Source organism: Streptomyces albireticuli (assembly GCF_002192455.1).
Lineage (GTDB): Bacteria > Actinomycetota > Actinomycetes > Streptomycetales > Streptomycetaceae > Streptomyces > Streptomyces albireticuli_B.
This window is the reverse complement of record NZ_CP021744.1, coordinates 4,055,597-4,073,626: the sequence shown is the minus strand read 5'-3', so window position 1 is coordinate 4,073,626 and position 18,030 is coordinate 4,055,597. Positions and strand designations below refer to the sequence as shown.

General features: G+C 73.0%; 17 protein-coding genes. 1 reads left to right on the top strand and 16 read right to left on the bottom strand.

Annotation, left to right across the window (positions count from 1 at the left end; all coding sequences use genetic code 11):
• The first annotated feature begins 83 nt into the window (after positions 1–83).
• Positions 84–332 (top strand): SCO4226 family nickel-binding protein, encoded by a 249-nt coding sequence (locus SMD11_RS17535; RefSeq protein WP_087927361.1) that lies wholly within the window; start codon positions 84–86, stop codon positions 330–332.
• Positions 333–389: 57 nt separating this feature from the next.
• Here the strand turns inward: SMD11_RS17535 and SMD11_RS17530 are convergent, their stop codons facing one another.
• From SMD11_RS17530 to SMD11_RS17455, 16 genes are all read right to left on the bottom strand, one after another.
• A complete protein-coding gene (locus SMD11_RS17530) occupies positions 390–1,268 on the bottom strand; it encodes an SAM-dependent methyltransferase (RefSeq protein ID WP_234366074.1) in 879 nt (292 codons plus the stop codon).
• Between the two features lie 102 nt (positions 1,269–1,370).
• A complete protein-coding gene (locus SMD11_RS17525; protein WP_087927359.1) occupies positions 1,371–3,161 on the bottom strand; it encodes an immunity 49 family protein in 1,791 nt (596 codons plus the stop codon).
• A 7-nt stretch (positions 3,162–3,168) separates the two neighbouring features.
• Entirely contained in the window at positions 3,169–3,936 is a 768-nt protein-coding gene (locus SMD11_RS17520; protein ID WP_087927358.1) for a hypothetical protein, read from the bottom strand.
• A gap of 8 nt (positions 3,937–3,944) precedes the next feature.
• Positions 3,945–4,964 carry a hypothetical protein gene (locus SMD11_RS17515; protein WP_159395314.1) on the bottom strand — a complete coding sequence of 340 codons (1,020 nt, stop codon included), beginning with the start codon at positions 4,962–4,964 and terminating at the stop codon, positions 3,945–3,947.
• Between the two features lie 98 nt (positions 4,965–5,062).
• Positions 5,063–6,295, bottom strand: a complete 1,233-nt coding sequence (locus tag SMD11_RS17510) for an NlpC/P60 family protein (RefSeq protein ID WP_199843901.1) — start codon at positions 6,293–6,295, stop codon at positions 5,063–5,065.
• A 4-nt stretch (positions 6,296–6,299) separates the two neighbouring features.
• The gene (locus SMD11_RS17505) at positions 6,300–7,097 is read right to left on the bottom strand and encodes a hypothetical protein (protein ID WP_087927355.1); all 798 of its coding nucleotides are present in this window, start codon (positions 7,095–7,097) and stop codon (positions 6,300–6,302) included.
• Positions 7,094–9,151 carry a hypothetical protein gene (locus tag SMD11_RS17500; RefSeq protein WP_087927354.1) on the bottom strand — a complete coding sequence of 686 codons (2,058 nt, stop codon included), beginning with the start codon at positions 9,149–9,151 and terminating at the stop codon, positions 7,094–7,096. Before SMD11_RS17500 ends, SMD11_RS17505 begins: the two co-directional genes overlap by 4 nt.
• Before the next feature lie 13 nt (positions 9,152–9,164).
• Positions 9,165–9,776, bottom strand: coding sequence for a hypothetical protein (locus SMD11_RS17495; protein ID WP_159395313.1), 612 nt, complete (start codon positions 9,774–9,776; stop codon positions 9,165–9,167).
• A complete protein-coding gene (locus SMD11_RS17490) occupies positions 9,773–12,340 on the bottom strand; it encodes an ATP-binding protein (protein WP_087927352.1) in 2,568 nt (855 codons plus the stop codon). Before SMD11_RS17490 ends, SMD11_RS17495 begins: the two co-directional genes overlap by 4 nt.
• A complete protein-coding gene (locus tag SMD11_RS17485) occupies positions 12,337–12,933 on the bottom strand; it encodes a hypothetical protein (RefSeq protein ID WP_087927351.1) in 597 nt (198 codons plus the stop codon). The genes SMD11_RS17490 and SMD11_RS17485 overlap by 4 nt, the downstream gene beginning before the upstream one ends.
• Positions 12,930–13,163 carry a hypothetical protein gene (locus SMD11_RS17480; RefSeq protein WP_087927350.1) on the bottom strand — a complete coding sequence of 78 codons (234 nt, stop codon included), beginning with the start codon at positions 13,161–13,163 and terminating at the stop codon, positions 12,930–12,932. The genes SMD11_RS17485 and SMD11_RS17480 overlap by 4 nt, the downstream gene beginning before the upstream one ends.
• Before the next feature lie 80 nt (positions 13,164–13,243).
• The gene (locus tag SMD11_RS17475) at positions 13,244–14,497 is read right to left on the bottom strand and encodes a conjugal transfer protein (protein WP_087927349.1); all 1,254 of its coding nucleotides are present in this window, start codon (positions 14,495–14,497) and stop codon (positions 13,244–13,246) included.
• Positions 14,498–14,659: 162 nt separating this feature from the next.
• Positions 14,660–15,691, bottom strand: coding sequence for a hypothetical protein (locus tag SMD11_RS17470; RefSeq protein WP_087927348.1), 1,032 nt, complete (start codon positions 15,689–15,691; stop codon positions 14,660–14,662).
• Positions 15,688–16,179 carry a hypothetical protein gene (locus SMD11_RS17465; RefSeq protein ID WP_087927347.1) on the bottom strand — a complete coding sequence of 164 codons (492 nt, stop codon included), beginning with the start codon at positions 16,177–16,179 and terminating at the stop codon, positions 15,688–15,690. Before SMD11_RS17465 ends, SMD11_RS17470 begins: the two co-directional genes overlap by 4 nt.
• Positions 16,179–16,862, bottom strand: coding sequence for a hypothetical protein (locus SMD11_RS17460; RefSeq protein WP_087927346.1), 684 nt, complete (start codon positions 16,860–16,862; stop codon positions 16,179–16,181). Before SMD11_RS17460 ends, SMD11_RS17465 begins: the two co-directional genes overlap by 1 nt.
• Positions 16,859–18,025, bottom strand: a complete 1,167-nt coding sequence (locus SMD11_RS17455) for a hypothetical protein (RefSeq protein ID WP_087927345.1) — start codon at positions 18,023–18,025, stop codon at positions 16,859–16,861. Before SMD11_RS17455 ends, SMD11_RS17460 begins: the two co-directional genes overlap by 4 nt.
• Positions 18,026–18,030: the final 5 nt, after the last annotated feature.

The following is an 18,030-nucleotide window of genomic DNA, read 5'->3' as shown; positions in this document are numbered from 1 at the left end:
CGCGCCGCGGCGGGCCCGGGCCGAGGATGGGAGTAGGGCCCGCTTCACGGGTTCCCGGGGCGATCCACCGGAGGTGTCGGGCGATGGCCAAGTTCATGGACGTTCATCACGGGATGAAGGGGATCACCGCCGAGCAGTTGCACGCGGCGCACCGGGCCGACCTGGCCGTCGAGGCCAAGGAGAAGGTCCATTTCGAGCGGGCGTGGGCGGATCCGCAGTCCGGGACCGTCTACTGCCTGTCCGAGGCGCCCTCGGCGGAGGCGGTCAAGAAGGTGCACGCGATGGCGGGGCACCCCGTCGAGGAGGTTCACCCGGTGCCGCTGACGGTCTAGCGGCCGGCGGCGCCGCGCGGTGCCGCCCCGGGCCGGCCACGGCCCGGGGCGCCCGCCTCAGGCCAGCGGCTTCCGCAGCATCACGAGGAAGAAGCGCGTCTTGCGCGCCACCACCTCGCGCGCCTTCGGCAGCCCCTGGACAACCCCCTCCATGAACTCCGCGCCGAACCGCTCGGTGAACTCCTCCTTGCGGTCGTGGCAGACCAGGGCCATCACGTTCATGGTCATCGCGAGGTTCGCCGAGAGGTCCTTCAGCTCCAGGGTCTCGAAGCCGGCGTCACCGACCAGGCCGAAGAACTCCGGCAGGGTCGGCGGGAGGTTGGACGCCAGCATGACCTGGAAGACGGCCGTGTCCTCCGCGGTCAGCTCGCCGGTGAGGACCGACTCCAGGACCATGAGGTCCCCGCCGGGACGCAGCACGCGCCACGCCTCCTGGAGGGCCTTGGCGCGGTCCATGTGGCAGATGCTCTCCACCGCCCAGGCGCGGTCGAACGTCCCGTCCTCGTAGGGCAGCGCCTGGGCGTCCGCGTACGCGAAGGTGAGGCGGTCGGTCAGGCCGTGCTCGTTCGCCAGGCGGTCGGCACGGGCTATCTGCTCCTTGCTGATGGCGACGCCGGTGACCCTGGCGTCGCGCTGCTGCACCAGCCTGAGGGCCGAACGGCCCGTGCCGCAGCCGATGTCGAGGACGTGGTCGCCCGGGCGGGGATCCAGCGTCTCGATGAGGTAGTCGGTGTAGCGGTCCTGGGCCCGGGACGACAGGTCGACCAGGTCCATGCTCGTCGGGTGAGGCTCGTCCGGCGGGAACCACAGCCCGCAGTGCACGCTCTCGCCCAGCGTCTCGTGGTAGATGTCGCCGAACCGGTCGTACCAGTCGCCCACTTCGTCAGCGGTGACCTTGAGCTCCTGGGCGGACTCCTGCGGCATGTGCGCTCCCATCCGTACGGACCTTCGCGGTGCGCACAGCCTGCAAGATCGGTGAGACGTGCCACAAGAACGCCCCGCCCGCCGGGCGACCCTTTCCGGCCATCAGTGAAGGGCTCAGTGAAGGGCGAGGAGCGCCTCCGGCAGATAGGGCGAGCGGACCGGTACCGGCATGCCCACCGCGCGGGCCCGGCAGGCCAGCGCGAGGACGTCCAGGCCGGCCGCCGCGTCCACGCCCTCGGCCCGGGAGCCGACGCCGTAGTGGTCGCGGTGCTCCTCCAGCGCGTCGACGAGCGCGAGCGCGAACCCCTCGGCGTCCCCGGCGACCAGTTGCGAGAGCAGCACGACGGGCGGGCAGAGGTCGTCGGAGTCCCGGCCGAGCGCCCGCTCGCGGGCCGCGAGGGCGCGGTCCACGGCCGGACGGGCGTCGGCACCGCGCAGGTGGTCGTGGAGCGCGGCCCGGTAGGCCGCCGTCACGGAGGACGCGTCGGCGGCCCCGAAGGCGCCGGGGTCCACGGCGAGCAGCCGGTCCAGCGGTCCCCGCGCTCCGGCGACGAGCGCGGCGCCCACCGCGGACGTCCACCCGCCGGTCATCCTGTCCGGCTGCGGCCCGACCCGGGGCAGTGTCAGGGTGCGGCCCCCGATCGTCACCTCGACGCTCCCGCCGTCCTCGGCCACGCCGGTCGCGCAGGCCGCCACGCCCAGTTCGGCGGCCAGGGTGAGGGCCTCGCGCTGCCGGGGGTCGGTGCCCTCCGGGTCGTGGGCCGCCCGGCACTGGAAGCGCAGGACCTGCTGCCGGACCCCGCTCGGCAGCATCCGGGCGATCAGCCGCGGGTCGGCGTCCGGGTCCGCGTACTCCGCCAGCTTCCGGTCCGTGAGCCGGTCGTAGACCCCGTCGTCCCGCTCGTCCGTCCACGCGAAGGCCGGGCGGGCGACCGTGACGGGCCCGGCGGCCAGCTCGGCCAGCGCGGCCTCGCGCTTGTCCCGCCCGTACGGGCCGACCCGCGGGCCCTCCGTACGGACGCCGGTGACGAGCGCCGCCGGCAGATAGCCGGAGGTGACGGCCGGCGGCCACCCCTCGCGCCGGTGCGCCAGCGCGGCCAGGGCGATCGCGTCGAGGGGCAGCAGGCCGCGCGGCGACGCGCTGCCGCCCGCCACGTCGCGGTGCGCGGTGAGCAGCCGGGCGAGGGCCGCGCCAAAGGCGTTCTCGTCGCCCGTAAGGAGCGCGCGTACGGCCGTGAGCCCGGCCACGCGCGCGCGGTTGCGGTTCCCGTCGGCGGCGAGCTCGGACAGGAGGGCGTCGATCCGCCCGGCCGCCTCGGCGCGGGTCCTCGGCTCGGCGCCGTCCCAATCCTCGTCGAGGTCGTAGCCGCGGAGGTAGGTGAGCATCCCGTGCGCCTGGCCCGTGGCCGCGCGCTCCCACAGCGGGTGCCCGGGGCCGGAGGGCAGGTACCGCGCGGTCTCGCCGAAGGTCACGGCCTCGGCGGTGTAGCGGTCGCAGATCACCGCGAGGTCCAGGGCGCGGAGCCAGTCGGTCTCGTCCAGGGAGACCTCCGGGTCGCCGGCGGGGCCGTACGTCAGGCCGAAGTTGACGTAGTCGACGAAGACGTTGACCGACTCCCACTGGTAGACGCCGACGGTGACGACGCCCAGGGCCGCCGCGCCCGCCGACCGCAGGGCGGCCTCGGCGTCCTTGCCGCGCAGCTCGGGGTCGGTGAGGGACAGCGCGCCGACGTAGTCGAGGAACTCCTCGGCGATCATCTCCCAGCCGAAGGTGTCCCGGCCGGGGCTGTGCTGCATCAGGTCGACCTGACGGCCGATCCGCGAGGCGAAGTCCTCGACCGCCTCGGCGGCACGGGACTCCCCGACGGAGTGCCTGGCTATGTGCGCGGGCGACTTGGGGTTCACGGTGTTCTCACTCGTCCTTGGCAGGTGTTTCCCCGGTTGTCTCGCCGGTGGCCTCCGCCACCGTCTCCGGGTCCTCGAAAGGTGCTTCCTCGATGAGCCGTTCGGCGATGTCGTCGACCCATTCCTGCGCCCAGCGCCGGAGTTCCTGGATCTCGCCGTCGTCCAGCCCGTACGCGGCGAACTCGCCGTCGTCCAGCCACTCCGACCGGGCGAGGCGGGCCTGGAGGTCGGTGAGGTCGAAGGGCGCGCCGACCGTGTGACGGCGGGCCAGCTCCTCCAGCTCCACGTGCGACCAGCGCGCCGACGCGGCCCGTACGTCGACGAGGCTGCCCGCGAGCCCCAGGTCCGCGAGGGCGCGCACCGCCAGGCCGACGACGTCCTCCTCCGCCGGTACGGGCCCGTACGCGCTCTCCACCGCCGGACGCCACAGCGTCTCCTTACGGACGTCGACGGCGCGGTCCAGGCCGCTCTCCGGGTCCGTCACGACGAGCCGCGCCGCGAGCGGGCCGGCCTCCACCGCGCCGACCCGCAGGCCGCGCCCGGTCAGCCAGGCGCCGAGGGCGTCCGCGACCTCCGCCATGGGCGCGTCCGTGCCGGTGACGAACTCCAGGTCGCGGTCGGGCCCGCCGGCCGGCAGCAGCCCGTGCGCCCGTACCGCGAGACCGCCGGAGAGGAGCAAGGAGTACGGCGCGCCGGCGGCGAGGATCTCCAGGACGACGGCCGGCGGCCGCGGGGGCGGCCCTTCCGGGGCGGGCGGGGGCGGGTCGGGCAGCATGATCGCGATTATTGCGGACGCTCGCCCTCGATCAGCTCGGATACGCGCAGCAGCTCCGGGCGGATGTCCTCCGCCTCCAGCTTGTCGGCGGCCGCGAGCCGCTGCCAGGCGGCGCGGGCGTTGCGCAGCGTCCTGAGCGTCTCGGGCAGCGGGGCGCGGGCGGTGTCGCGGCGCTCAGCGGTGCGCAGGTGGAGGCGGGTGGCCGCGGCCCAGTCGTCCTGGAGGAGCAGCGCGAGCCACGCGCGTGTGGCGAGCGCGCCGATGGTGTGCGGGTGCAGCGGCCCGTACTCACGGTCGGCGGCCGCCTCCAGCTCCTTCGCCGCGACCGCGGCGGCGGCCAGGTCACCGCGCAGCTCCGCCGCGACGATGCGCGCGAAGACGGGGGCGTGGTGGGCGGGGAGGGGCGCGTGCCAGTCGGCGGGCGGCTTGGGCGGCGCGACGGGTGGGGCGGGAGGGACGGAAAAGGCTGAAGGGGCTGAAGGGGCAGAAGCGTCGAAGGATATGGGCGGGGCGGGGGTGGGCTCCGCCATGGGCGCGGGGGCAGCGGCGGGCGGGGCCACGGGGGCGGGGGCAGGGGCAAGGGGGGCCACGGGGGCGGGCGCGAAGGCCGGGACCGGTGCCGGCCCCGGCGGCGGTACGGGCGCCTCCGGGTAGCCGGGTGCCTCGGCCCGTACGGGCGCCTCCGCGTACCTGGGCGCCTCGGCCCGTAGGGGCTCCGCCGCTCGTACCGGCCGCTCCACCGGCTCCGGCGCCGGCACCGGGTGCGGCGCCCCCAGCGGCGTCACCGCCCCGTCGTGGTCGACTATCAGCGGCCACACCGAGCCGTCCGGCTCCTTGGCGTTGATGCGTATCGGGTGACCGCGCCGCGCCGCCCGCACCCGGATGTCCGCCAGCGCCGAGGTGCGGGCGTCCTGACCGGGCAGCGGGTCGACCGGCTCCCCTTCGATGGTCGCGTCACCCGCCGCGCTGATCACGATGGTGTACACGGGCGTCAGGGGCACCGAGTCGGGGTCCGTCACCACAGGCATGGTCAATCCTTCACTTACCGCCACTTACCGCTGTTTCCCGCCGGCCGGCCGGGGCCCGCGGCGGCGCGAGCCGCGGTCCCCGGCAATGATGACCCGGATCAGCCCCCCTTGGGGTAGTAGGGGGGTGACCAGCCCAGGTACTTCGCGCTCCACTTGGTCTCGATGTCGGTGGCCGGGACGACCGAGATCTCGCCCGGCGTCACGATGTCGTTGGACGCGATCTTTCCGTCGCCGAGGTAGATGGCGACGTGCCCGGCCCGGTGCCCGGTGTCCCAGAACATCAGGGCGCCGGGGGGCGGGTTGCGGTCGCCGTCGTGCCGCATGTCCTTCGGCATCTCCACCTGGTAGTGGTCGATGGCGTAGTTCGTGCCGGAGAAGCTCCAGCCGTACATGATCGAGGTGAAGGCGAGGCACTTCTGGTACCACTGCGACCGGTGGCTGTCGGCCTCGGCGCGCGCCTTACGGATCGCGTCGGCGGTCGAGAGCGGGTTCTTGACCCCGTTCGGCCAGCCGGCGTTGCCGTCGTGGAAGGGCTCGCCGGGCTTGCCCGGCTTCCCGGAGCCCTGCTGCTCGCAGTCCTGCGGCTCGTCGGGGTCGTTGTTCCCCTTGCCGTCGTCCTTACGGTCGCCGCCACCGCCGTTGGAGCCGTTCCTGCCCGGCTGCCCGGGGTGGTTCTCACCGGCCCGGTCCAGGTCGATGCCGGCTTCCTTGGCGATGCTGCGGGCCTGGGTCTCCTTCGGCCCGTAGGCGTTGGGGAAGCCGGACCGCTGCACCTTCTGGGCGGCGTCGTTCAGGGACAGGCTCTCCCAAGAGATGTCGGTCAGCCCGGGCGGGTCGCCGCTGTCGCCGCCGAAGAGGAACATGCGGGTCGCGTACTTGATGTCGTTGATCTGCGCCGGGGTGCCCCAGCCCGTCGAGGGGCGCTGCTGGAAGATGCCGACCGAGTCCCGGTCGCCGCCCTTGAGGTTCTCCAGCTGCGACTCCGCGAGGCCGGTCATCAGCGCGATGAGCGTGGCCCGGCCGGGCAGCTTCCCCTCCTTGGCCACCTCGTCGATGATCTTGGCGTGGGCGACCTGGCGGGACCGGAGCTCCTTGTCCGCGCCGCCCCGCGCGTCCCCGCCGGACTGCCCGTTGCCGTACTCCCCGTCGTCCGCGGGCAGGCCGGGCTGCTCACAGCCCGCCGCGGAGGCGCTCCCGCCGCCGAAGCCGGCCATCATGCCGACCAGGATGAGGAAGGCCATGAGCGCCGCCCCGAGCGGCAGGCCGACCTTGATCGCCAGGCCCCGGCGCGCGGCACCCGCCGCCAGGGCCATGACCTGACGTGAATCCACCGGCTCAGACCCCCAGGACCTTGCTCACGCGCCAGGAGCCGCCGCTGCGCACGATCTCGGCCAGGAGGACCGTGTTCTCGCTGTACTTCGTGTAGCCGGCGACGTCGACGTCCGCGGTGACCTTGCGCCACACCCTCGCCGGGGTGTCGGCCTGGAGCCGGGTCCGCTCGTCGTCGGAGGCCGCGACGGAGACGCGCTTCACCGTGGAGACGCCGCCGTTGGAGACCAGCCGGCCCCACGCCTTGTCCTCGGACCGCGTCAGGTTCTCGGTCAGCGTCTCCGTCATCCAGGGGGCGGCGCGCTTGACCGAGGCCGTGTGCTTCTTGTCGACGGGCGGGTTGCGTGCGAGGTACGCGCGGGCCCACCCCTCGGCCGTCCGCTCGGGCGTGCTGAGGTCCGCCGTAGGCGCCGGCGAGGCCGGTGCCGAGGGCGTGGGGGGCGCGGCGGGGGTGCCGGCGGCCGCGGGTTCCTCCGTACGGTCGCCGGAGCCCGCGCGGACCACGGTCGCCGGGGCGCCGCCGCGGTCCGGCCACCAGTGGGAGACCGCCGCGCCGATCGCCAGGATGCCGACGATCACCACGATCGCGCCGCCCGGTGTGACCGGCTCGCGGCGGCGCTCCTCCGCCAGCTGCCGCCGGACCTCCTCGCGCCGCTCCTGCCGGTACGCCTTACGGACGCGCCGCCGCACCCGGCGCTTGTTCAGCGCCTCGATCTCCTCCGGGTACTCGTAGCCGTTCTTGAGGAGCTCCCGCCATTCGGCCGGGGTGCCGGGCTGCTGCCCCTGCTTCGCCTTCTTCGTCACCGCTCATCCCTGCGCCGGCGCCCGGTCACGGGCGAACTGCGTTCGACGGAACGTTTCCGCTGGCTGGGCCGCGCGGTCCGCGAGCCGCCGCCGGCCGGAATCGTGCTGCGGCTGACGACCTCGCCCCGGATGACGCGCGGCGCCGCCGAGCCCGGCCGCGGGCCCTGGCGGAACGCGTAGCTCGCACCGGAGCCGCTCTCGGGGCGCAGGGCCGCCGAGGGACGGCCCGCGGGCTGCTTGGCGGCCTGCTTGGCTTCCTTGACCACCTTGTCGGCCTGCTTCTCGGCCGCCTTGGGGCCGGTCGAGGGCCGCGTGGTCCTGCCGCTCCCGGTGCTCCCGGCGGACAGCGCCGGACGCGGCCGCAGGCTGCCCAGCTCGGCCGTCCGGCGGGCGGGCAGGGCACCCCCCGCCGTCTCCGGGCGCACCCGGGTGAGGGTGGCCGTCGGAGCCATGTCGGGCCGCTTGGCACCCGCCGCCAGCTCGGCCTTGGCGGCCGCCGCGACGACCTCGCCCACCGGCCCCGCGCCGCCCTGCCGGGTGGTGGGCAGGGGCAGCGGGCGCTTCGGCAGCCGGGACAGGGTGGCACCGGCGTCGGAGGACCTGCCCGTGTCGCCCCGGGTGGTGTTCGGGTCCCAGTGCCGGGGCTTCGGGGAGCGCTCCTTGGTGAGGGAGTCCACGCCCCTGCCCAGTGTCCGGGCGCCGAGCTTGGCGACCCGGCCGGCGCCGCGCGCGGCGATGGACCCGATCCCGCCGCTCATGGCGCCGGTCACGCCGACGATGCTCTCCATGATGGTCCGGAACTTGAACGCCACCAGGGCGCTGGTGATGCTCAGGCCCGCGGCCGCGAACCACCCGAAGTCGTCGAGCAGCCGGACGCTCACCGTATTCATGATCAGCACACAGCCCAGCACCATCGTGCTGACCAGCGACTGGAGGGTGAAGCCCAGGAGCGTGTCGAACCAGCGCACGCCCCACTGCCGGGGCCTGCCGGGGATCACCCACAGACAGGCGAAGACCACTCCGGCGATCAGCAGCATGAACGCGCCGATCAGCGAGGCCAGGGAGGCGAAGGCCAGGGCGATCGCCAGCGCGGCGAAGAGGGCCACGCAGATGAACGCGGGGATCGCGACCATGATGCGGCCCTCGGGCGTGTGCCCCTGGCGCCAGCGCAGCGTGGCCTCGCCGCCGTTCTCGGGCTTGCCGTCGACGTTCTCGCTCAGCCAGTCCTTGCGCGCCTTGGAGTCGGAGCCCTTGTCCAGCAGGTCCTTGCCGAACTCCTTGCAGGCGTCCAGGCTGCCGAACTCGGCGATGCACCAGGGGGTGGCGACGTACGAGCGCCAGATCGCGTCGGAGGACTTGCGGAGCACCGAGTCCTGGGTGCTGTTGCCCTTGTAGCTGGGCTGTCCGACGTCGATCGGCTCCTTGCCGCCCTCGCCCAGCCCCGCGCTCGTCGCCTCCATGGCCACCGTGCTGCCGATGGTGCGGGTCGACTCGATGCCGTCGACCCAGGTCTTGGGCGTCGTCAGCAACGACGCGGCCAGGACCCCTGAGGCGAGGACCCAGCCGAGTTGGTTCAAGGCCGAGCCGTTGGCCTTACGGTGATTGATCCAGGCCACCAGCACGCCCACGGCCAGCGCCGTGGGCAGCAGGGTGGCCACCACCGCCTCCGAGGCGCCGGAGACGGCGCCGGCTATGGACTCGCCCAGCTTGTCGATCTTGGTGAACTTGAAGGACCACTGGACGACGACGATCGCGGCCAGGCCGAGCACGACGGTCAGGCCCATGAAGATGACGGCGATGCCGTTGAGCATGCTGTCGGCGACGTCCTTCCAGCCCAGCTCGCTGTCCAGCCGCCAGAGGTTCGGATTGCCGTACTGCTCGTACAGCGTCCCCGTCCCGGAGTAGCTGGACTCGGGCACCGGCAGCATGTTGCCGATGCCCGCCGGGCTGAACGCGTCCTTGTCGTCGGCCGCGGCGGCGGTCGCCGTCACCATCACCGTGGTGAGCGCGCCGACGATCGGAATCGCCAGATTCCGGAAACGGGGGAGCCTCATGCCAGGACCTCCCTCACGGCCGCGTCAGGGCGCTGCGGACCGGGCTGGGGTCCGACATCTCGGAGTCCAGGACCTCCTTGTCCTGGTCGACGAGCCATGCGCCGTCGACCTTGACCATGCGCAGGGCGTCCCGCTTGACGTGCACCCGGCCGCCGTCGCCGGGCGTCTCCTGCGTGACCATCAGCCCGGTGCCGCCGGGGTGGTTCTCGAACGGCGGCACCGTGACGGGCCCGCCGGTGACGGTCACCTTGGTGCGCTGCTCGGTGTCCGGCTTCCTGCCGCCCGGGGGCTTGTAGAAGTCGTGGCACTTCTCCAGGGAGTCGCCGTACCGGCCCTCCACCGTCTTCAGCGGGCAGGCCGTCCTCCCGTCGTGGGCGTTCACGGCCGTGCGGAACTTCACCGCGACCGCGGTCATCGCGGCCCGGTCCTTCTCGATCCGCTCGCGCTCGGCCCGGGCCTCCCGCTCGGCCTTCTCCTCGCGCTCGCGCTCGGCCTTCTCCTTCGCCGCCCGCTCCGCGCTGACCTTGGGGTCCTCCCCCGGCCCGCCGCCGGACGAGCAACCGCCGACCGCCAGCACCGCCGCGAGCGCCGCCGCCGTCACGGCCACCGTTCCCGCACGCTTCATGCGCCTACCCCCTGAGGTTCGGACCCGGCCGGTTCGGCCACGGACACCGGGGACGCCGCGGCGGCTTCCCCGGTCTTCGGCGTCGTGCTCAGCAGGTGCAGCAGCTCCACCGAGGGCACGTCGAACTGCACGGTCGCGCTGCTGAACCGCCGGTCGCGCATGATGCAGTGACCGTGCCGGATCTCCTGCGTCACATCGACGCCGATCGCCTGGATCAGCTGCCGGGTGTGCGGGCCGCGGGGCAGGTCCAGCAGGGCCGCCATCGCGTCCTGCTGCTCGGCCGTCGTCAGCTGGAAGCCGAAGACGGTCGTCATCTGCTCCACCAGACCCGTGAGGCTCGCCAGCGACTCCGGGTCCTGGGTGTCGACGACCAGCGCGGTGTGCAGCGCGCGGCCGACGCGCGCGATGTACTGGAGGAACGAGCTGCCCTCGCGGGTCGCCGTGAGGACGTGCACCTCGGGCACCGCGACGACCTTCCGCAGGCCCCGCAGGTCCTTCCGGCCCGCCATGCTGATGCCGTACGCGAGCAGCGAGTGGACGAGCGCGACCGACAGCCGCTGGTGCACCGACCAGTCGTCGCGGTCGTCGTCCGGCGACGGCAGGGTGATGCCCGGGACCTGCACGACCCACATGCCCGGCGACGGCGTGAGCAGCGAACCACCCCGCGGCCGGCCCATGAAGGGCGCGCCGAGACCCGTCAGCGACAGCTCGTACAGCGCGTCACCGGCCTCGCGGGTGAGCTCGTCCTCCGACCGACGGAGGTGCTCGATGACCTTCCAGGTGGCCGGGTCGCCCTCGGCGATGACCTCGTTGACCGCGCTCTGGATCGGCGTCTCCGCGCCGCGCATCCGCAGGTGCTGCGGCAGCGCGATGCCCAGCTGGGCCGGCACCTCCGTCTGCGCGCGCTCCGCGCTCTCGCCGCTGAGCAGGGCGAAGAGGTCGGCGACGCCCGCGAACTGGGCGCCCGTCTCGATCAGATGGGCGTTGAGCCCGTACCGCCGGCCCGCCGACACCAGGCCGCCCATGTCGCCCTTGAAGTCCAGGGCGAGCACGAAGGAGCCGCGGAAGGCGGAGTCCAGGAGCGACAGCATCATCGCCGTCGTCTTGCCGCGGCCGCTGCGCCCGATGAAGGCGGTCGTCGTCGCGTCGCCGCGCTCCGAGCCGCCCGTCAGGTCGTTGCGCACGACGCCCGGCGTGGAGCCGGTGAGATAGCCGATGACCGGGCCCGTGTCGTCGCCCACGGCCGCGCCGCCCCAGAACCAGGAGCCGGCGAACGCGCCGACCGTGCGGGTGTGCACCAGGTCGGGCACGCGCAGCATGTCGCCGGGCTGGGACTCCAGCCACAGCTCGCGCTGCTCCTCGGCGGCCACGCTGACCTCGATGCCGAGGCCGCCGTAGTAGCCGATGACGGCGTCGCAGCGGCTGCGCAGGTCGTCCAGCGAGACGTCGCTGCTGACGATCAGGCGCGGGTGGTCCTCCATGAGCGTGACATCCTCGCGCTTCATGTCGCGCGAGAGGGACGTCATCGTCTCCTCGGTCTCCTCGATCTCCTGCGCGGTCTCGCCGGCGGAGTGCTTGGCGGCGCTCTGCCGCTGCTCCTTCGCCAGCCGGCGGACCTCGTCGATCTGCTTGAGCGCGTCGCGCTTGTGGAGGACCTTGAAGCGGACGGACGGCTCGGGGTTGACCGGCTTGATCTGGATGTCCGCGTCGTTCTCGTCGTCCACGTAGTCGGGGACGTACGTGATCTCGGCGACCGCGCGCAGCCACTCGCCGGCGCCGGGCGACTCCATCTCCTCCGGGAAACCGTCCATGGTGAGGACGGCGGTCCAGCCGGTGGTCTCGCCGCGCTGGTCGAGGACGCGCACGTGGTCGGGGTAGGGCAGCACCCGGCCACGGGTGAGGTGGGCGAGCCGGGCACCCGTGATCATGCCCTCGCCGTTCGGGGTGGGCAGCACCGCGCCGCGCCGCTGCTCCCGGGCGATCATCCAGGCCAGCATCTCCACGGCGGCCGGCTGGGCCTTCCACGGAGTGGTCTCCAGCTGCCGGCCGAGCCGCCGGGTGAGGGCGTCGAGGCGGGCGAGCTCCTTCTGGGAGACCGAGGTCGAGCCGATGCCGAGGGCTTCCTGCACGCCGCGGCGGCCACGCGCCTGGGCCTGGTTGGAACGCTCCGAGATCCGCACGCCGAGCAGCAGCAGCCGGCTGGGCAGCTCCAGCTCGTCGAGCCGGTCCACGCGCAGGGCGGCCCAGGAGGCGTAGTCGCCCGCCGAGAAGAGGGTCTCCGCCTCGGTGCGGTACTCCTCCGCGTTCAGCGGCGACCACAGCACCTTGAGGTGGCAGTCGTAGCCGGCGAGGGTACGGGCCAGGGCGCTGCTCGCCTGGTCGTGCTCGGAGTCCCGGGCGCTCTCCGACATCAGGTCGGTGTTGGAGCTGGCCAGCACGAACCACGCCTCGGCGTGCGTCTCCGTGATGATCAGGCCGTCGGCGAGGGCGACGTAACGCGGCGGCGGCGCGGAGCGGTCCCCGCTGACGCCGAGGAATTTGGCGATGCCCTTGGCGATCTTCATCGCGTGCCTTTCTTGGCGTCGGCGCCGGCCGGTGAGGCCTCGGCACGGCGGCCGGACCGGGTGCGCATCCGGGCGCGGTAGACGTGGTCGGGCCCGTAGAGCCGGGGGCGGGAGTCCAGCTTCGCCGGGCGGCCGGCGGTGGGCTTCGGCTCCTCGCCGCCGAGGGCGCCCTCGAAGACGCCCATGCCGGGGAGGTCCAGGAAGGCCTCCGACCGCTCGCCCAGGCGGGCCCGCAGGGGCAGCCACTCGCTGCGGTCGGCGGCGCGCCGGCCGCCGTTGACGATCGGGCGGTGGCCGACCGTCAGATAGCGGATCACCAGGGCCCACCGGGTGAGGTTCCAGCGCCGTTCGTTACGCCGCGAGCGCTGGGCGCCGTAGTAGGTGATCAGCGCGGGCGGCGCGAAGTAGAAGGTGAAGAGCAGCTGGGTCGGCACGCCGAGGATCAGCAGCAACCCGCCCACCCACACCGTGTAGAGCGCCGCGCCGGTCACCAGGACCCGCCGGGAGGGGCCTTCGCCCAGGTCCATGCCGAACAGCTCGTGCTGCCGGGTCTCCAGGTCGAAGTGGCGGGTGAAGGTGTGGCCGACCCTCATTCCCCCGCCACTTTTTTCCACACGGCTATCAGCATGTCCTTGGACTCGTCCGGCGCGAAGACGAAGCCCGCGACGACGACGCCCGCGAGGAAGTGGCCGAGCAGCTCGCCCCATTCACGCTTCGCGTAGTGCCCGATGGCCCTGACCGCCAGGATGATGAGAAAGATGTTCCCGGCGATCAGGAACACCCATGACTTGAGTTCGGCGCCGCTGCTCAGGGCGATTTCCATCAGTTTCCCCTAGTTGTGAATACGTGCGGGCGGGCCCGCGGACTCCGGTCGGTGGGTGCGGGCGTGACCGCCCCGGCGCCTCAGGGCGCCAGTCCCCCGTGGACCTCCGCGACCTGCCAGCGCTCGGCCTTGGCCGAGGACACCCGGGTCAGCTTGACCCGGTAGGTCTGCTCCAGTTCGGCGCCGCCGACCTGCCAGGTGACCACGGCCGTACCGGTACGGTCCGTGCCGGAGCCGTCCTCGACCGTCCAGGTGCGCAGCGCGCCCAGCGTCATGCCCTGCGGCAGCGCCGGGATGGAGACGCCCGGCGCGGCGACCGAGCCCGGCTCGCCGGCGGCGTACTTGGTGAAGAACTCCTCGGCCGTGGCGCGGGTCTTGTCCGCGAACTCCAGGTCGGTGCTCTTCGCGGACGGCTGCGGCGCGGACGGACCCTCGGTGGGCACGCCGACGATGCCGGGCTGCCCGGTGACGACGATGTGCCCGGCGGTCTGGACGACGGGGACCTCCAGGCCCATCCACACGGGGGCGGGCCTGGTCTCCTTCTTGTCCTTGTCGTCCTTCTTCGCCTTGTCGTCCTTCTTCTCGTCTTTTTTAGCGTCGTCCTTCTTGGCGTCGTCCTTCTTGGCGTCCCCGGTGAGGGCGTCGGACTTCACCAGGACGTCGACCCGGACGCGGGCGTGCTTGTCCGCGAGCAGGGACACGGTGCCGGGCTGGGCCGCGAGGACCTCCTGGCGGCCCTTGGAGTTCCAGCCCCGCGTCGTGTCGGCGCCCTTCGGCATGTCCCGGGCCAGGGCCAGGGAGCGCGCCTGCGGGTCGGCCTCGTCCCAGCCGAGGTAGGCACGGGCGAAGCGGGCCGCCACGGCCTGGGCCTCCTGGACCGGGTAGTCGGGGGCGCTGTCCACCGTGACGGGCGCCTGCTTCGTCGGCTCCGGCGTCCAGATCCAGGACCGGACGCCGGTGATGGCGGCGAGCGCCACGACGCCCCAGAGCACACCACGGCCCGCCTTGACCGCGAACTTGGCGCCGCTCTTCTCGTCCTCGATCTGCCAGGGAGGCGTCTGCTCGGCCGTGCCGCGGCCCGGGGCGGCGCCCGGGGCGGTGGCCGCCGGGGCGGGCTCCGCCGCGGGGCGGGGCTGTTCCGGGGTCTGCGCCTGGAGCCGCGCGGCCGCGTCCGTCCACTGCTGGAGGGCGGCCGGCGGCGGGGGCGCGGCGGGCGCCGGGGCGGTGGCGGTCTGCCGCGGTGGCGCGTCGGGGAGCGGCGTCGTCGCGCCCTTGTCGCTCCGCGGCTCCGGCAGATTGAGAATCCGCCGCATGACCGTCTTGAACGTGCTCAACCCTGGTGACCCTTCCCCCGTACAAGGCCGAATGGCCGTGACAGTACTTCGATCAATACTGATCGTCAAACGCCTTGATTTGTAGCTGAACTGTTCCCGTGCGATCGAGAAGCGGCAACCAAGATCACTTATGAATTCACGACAATGCGGGCGGTTCAGGGCCTACTTCAGCGAAGGGCCCTGGCCCCGGGATTGGCTCGGCAGCGGATCGAGCGCGGGCGTTCCGGGTGCCTTCCGCTGTGCTCGCGGTGTCTCGGCCGCCTTCGCCGCCAATCGTTCGCGCAGTCCCGGCCCTTCGCTCCGGAGTGATTCCTCCAGGCCTCCACCGAGGCTGTTCGCCCGCGTCCGCTCCTGATTCACGTCCGGCTGATTCAGGTCCGGCGTCAGGGCGGAAGTCCGCTCCGGTCCGGGCCCGGCCGCCGCCGCGTGCTGCGCCCGGAGATCCGTCTCCATTTGCCGGACCTTCTGCACGATTTCGGGGTCGACTGCGGGATTCAGTGTGGCGCGGACCTTGCGCTCGCGCAGTTCCTCCACCCGGGGCGGGATACGGACACTCGCGTACCGCTCGTTCTGGAGCAGATCCGAGGCCTCCTGATATGCCTCGCTCTGCGCCGGCTTCCGCGCCGTATTGAATTTCTCGAAGGTCCCGGAACGGGCGAGTTCGTACAGCTCGTGATTTTCCGACTTCGCCTTGAAGCTCTCCGGCGTGTGGAACTGGAGCTCGAACTTCTCCCGGGTCTCGGGGTGCTGCCAGGACGTGTTGACGCCCTTGTAGACCGGGTCCTCCCAGGTGTTGGTCTCGGACGTCGGCTCGTAGCCGCGCTCGCGGAGCTGGGCGTACGTCCGCTGGACGCCCTCGGTGTAGCCCTCGGCCTCGAAGGTCAGGGTGTAGCGGTTGAGGTCGTCGACCTTGTCGCAGACCTTCTCGGCGTCCTTGCCTCGGCCGACGGCGACCGCGACCTTACGGCGGAAGGAGTCGAGCCCCTTGAGGGAGTAGTCGAGCCCCTCCAGCTTGCCGCCGTGCGAGACGGCCGAGCGCTCCTGGACGTCGGCCATGATGCCGTCGAGCCTGCCGCGCGCCTCCCGCGCGGCCTCCCAGCGCTGTGTGACCAGGCGGTTCTCGTCCGCGGTCAGCCTGAGGTGGTCCTCCGACTTGGCCGCGTCGCCCTGCCAGCCCCCCGTTTCCCCGCTCACAGCTCGGTCGCCCCCGTCACGCCGCGGAGCTCCTGGAGGAGGCGCTCGGCCTCGTCCACGCCGATCTCGACCAGGTGCGGCGGGTGGGAGCCGCGCGGGTGGAAGAACTCGTAGACGGCGCTGTCCGGCTGCCACTCGTTCGTCCGCATGAACGTTTCGTCGTAGATGCGCTCGGGGCTCCGGCGGCGCCGGACCACGGTGGTCGGCTCCTCGCCGTCGCGCCACTCGGCCTCGTCGAAGTAGAACGCCCAGTAGCGCACCCAGCCCTGCCGGTCGGCCTCCAGGGCGGCCGCGCGCTCGGCCGGCACCGGGCGCAGGACCTCGGCGGCGGGCGGGGCCGTGACACCCTCGGCGGAAAGGGCGTGCCATTCCCAGTCGAGCAGCGAGAGGTACTCCCACCGCCCGGCCAGACGCCGCCAAAGGCTGGAAGGGCGCTCCTCGGTATAGGGCGGGGCGGCCTTCACGAAGTACTCGTACGGGTCACTCATCAGTAACTCTCCTTTGCCGGAGTACGGCCGTAACGGCCGCTCTGCACCGCCTGGGCCGCCTGCTCGTGCGCCTTCGTCGCATTCCGCTCCCCGGCGAGCGACCGCCGGGTGTGCCGCGAGCGGTACAGATCGTAAAGCAGGTGATTCTCCGACTTGGCCCGGAAACTCTCCGGCGTATGGAACTGGATCTCGAACTTCACCTGGCCGTCGGGCTGTTGCCAGGAGGCGTGGAAGGCCTTGTACACCGGGTCCTCCCAGCTGTTGCGCTCGGACCCGACGACAATGACCTGTCCCCGGGCGTGCAGCAGCGCGTACGTCTGCCGCACGCCCTCCGTGTAGTGCGCCGGATCGAAGACCAGGGTGTAACGGTTGAGGTCGTTGACCTTCGCCACGACCTTTTCCGGCGTGACGCCCTCGTGGAGTTCCGCGGCGGCCTCGCGGCGGAACGCCTTCAGCCCCTTCAGCCGGTACTGCTTTCCCTCCCAGACCGCGCCGTGCGACCCGGCGAGCGCGTCCAGAAGGGATTGCACCAAGGCGTCGAGATGTTCCCGCGCCGCGCGGGCCGCCTCCCAGCGGGCGGTGACGACGGCGTTCTCCTCGGCGGTCAGCGCGAGGCGCGGTTCGGTGTCGTCCCGCCAGGCGGCGGTGCCGGTGCTCCCGGCGGTGGTCTCGCTGGTGCTCACAGCTCCGTGGCTCCCGTCACTCCGCGCAGGCTCAGCAGCAGCCGCTCGGCCTCCTGGACATCGATCTCGACGAGGTGCGGCGGGTTCGACGGCCGGGCGTCGAGGAACGCGTAGACGGACGCGGTCGGCGCCCAGCCGTCGCGCACCCCGTACGCCTCGTCGTACAGCCGCTCCGGGCTGCGGCGGCGCCGGACGACGGTGGTGGGGCCCTCGCCCGCGCGCCAGTCGTTCTCGTCGGCGTAGCGCGCCCAGTACGTCGCCCAGCCCTGCCGGTCCGCGGCCAGGGCGCCGGCCCGGTCGGCGGGGATCTCCCGCAGCGTCTCCACCGCCGGCGGGGGCAGTTCCGCGTCCGCGGGGTGCCACTCCCAGTCCAGCAGGGAGAGGTACTCCCAGTCGTCGCCGGCCCTGCGCCACAGCCCGTCGGGGCGCTCGGCCGTGAAGCCCTCCGGCACCTCGGCGAAGAAGGCGTAGCGCTCGTCCTCCTGCCGTCGCCGCTCGGCCGCGGCCTCGGCGAGGCGCGTCTCCAGGGCGGCCGGGTCCGTGGGGCGGCCCGGGCGGTCGGCCGCGTGCTCGGTCTCGCACTCGCTGAACATGTAGTGCTGACGGATCCGCTCGACCGTCGGCCACAGCCACATCTGGTGCCAGTACGCGAGCTCGCTGCCCTCCCGCGCCGGGTCCGCGTCCGCCTCCGTGGCGGCCCGCCACGCGGCGTGCAGCGCGGCCAGCTCCTCGACGACGCCGCCGTGCGCCGGCCAGCAGGGCCAGATGCGCAGGTGCAGCTGGGGCGCGTAGTGCCGGCCCAGCCAGTCCAGCCAGTCGGCCAGCTCCCGCCACTCTGCCTCGGAGGCGCGCAGGGACCAGGGCAGGTGGGCGGGGGCGCCGGGCGCGGCACCGCCCGGGCGGGCCGCCGCGCCGGCCTCCACCGCGTCCAGCCGGCCCAGGATCTCGGAGAGGATCTCCTCGATCTCCCCCTGGTCGCGCTTGACGCCCTGGGCGAAGCCCTTGACGAGCCCTTCCAGTTCGGACCGCCAGGCGCGCAGGCCCGCGACCTCCGCGCGCATCCGCGCGAGCTCGCCGTCCTGTGCGTAGCCGTCCTGTGCGTAGCCGTCCTGTGCGTAGCCGTCCTGTGCGTAGCCGTCCGGTGCGTAGCCGTCCGCGGTCATTCCCG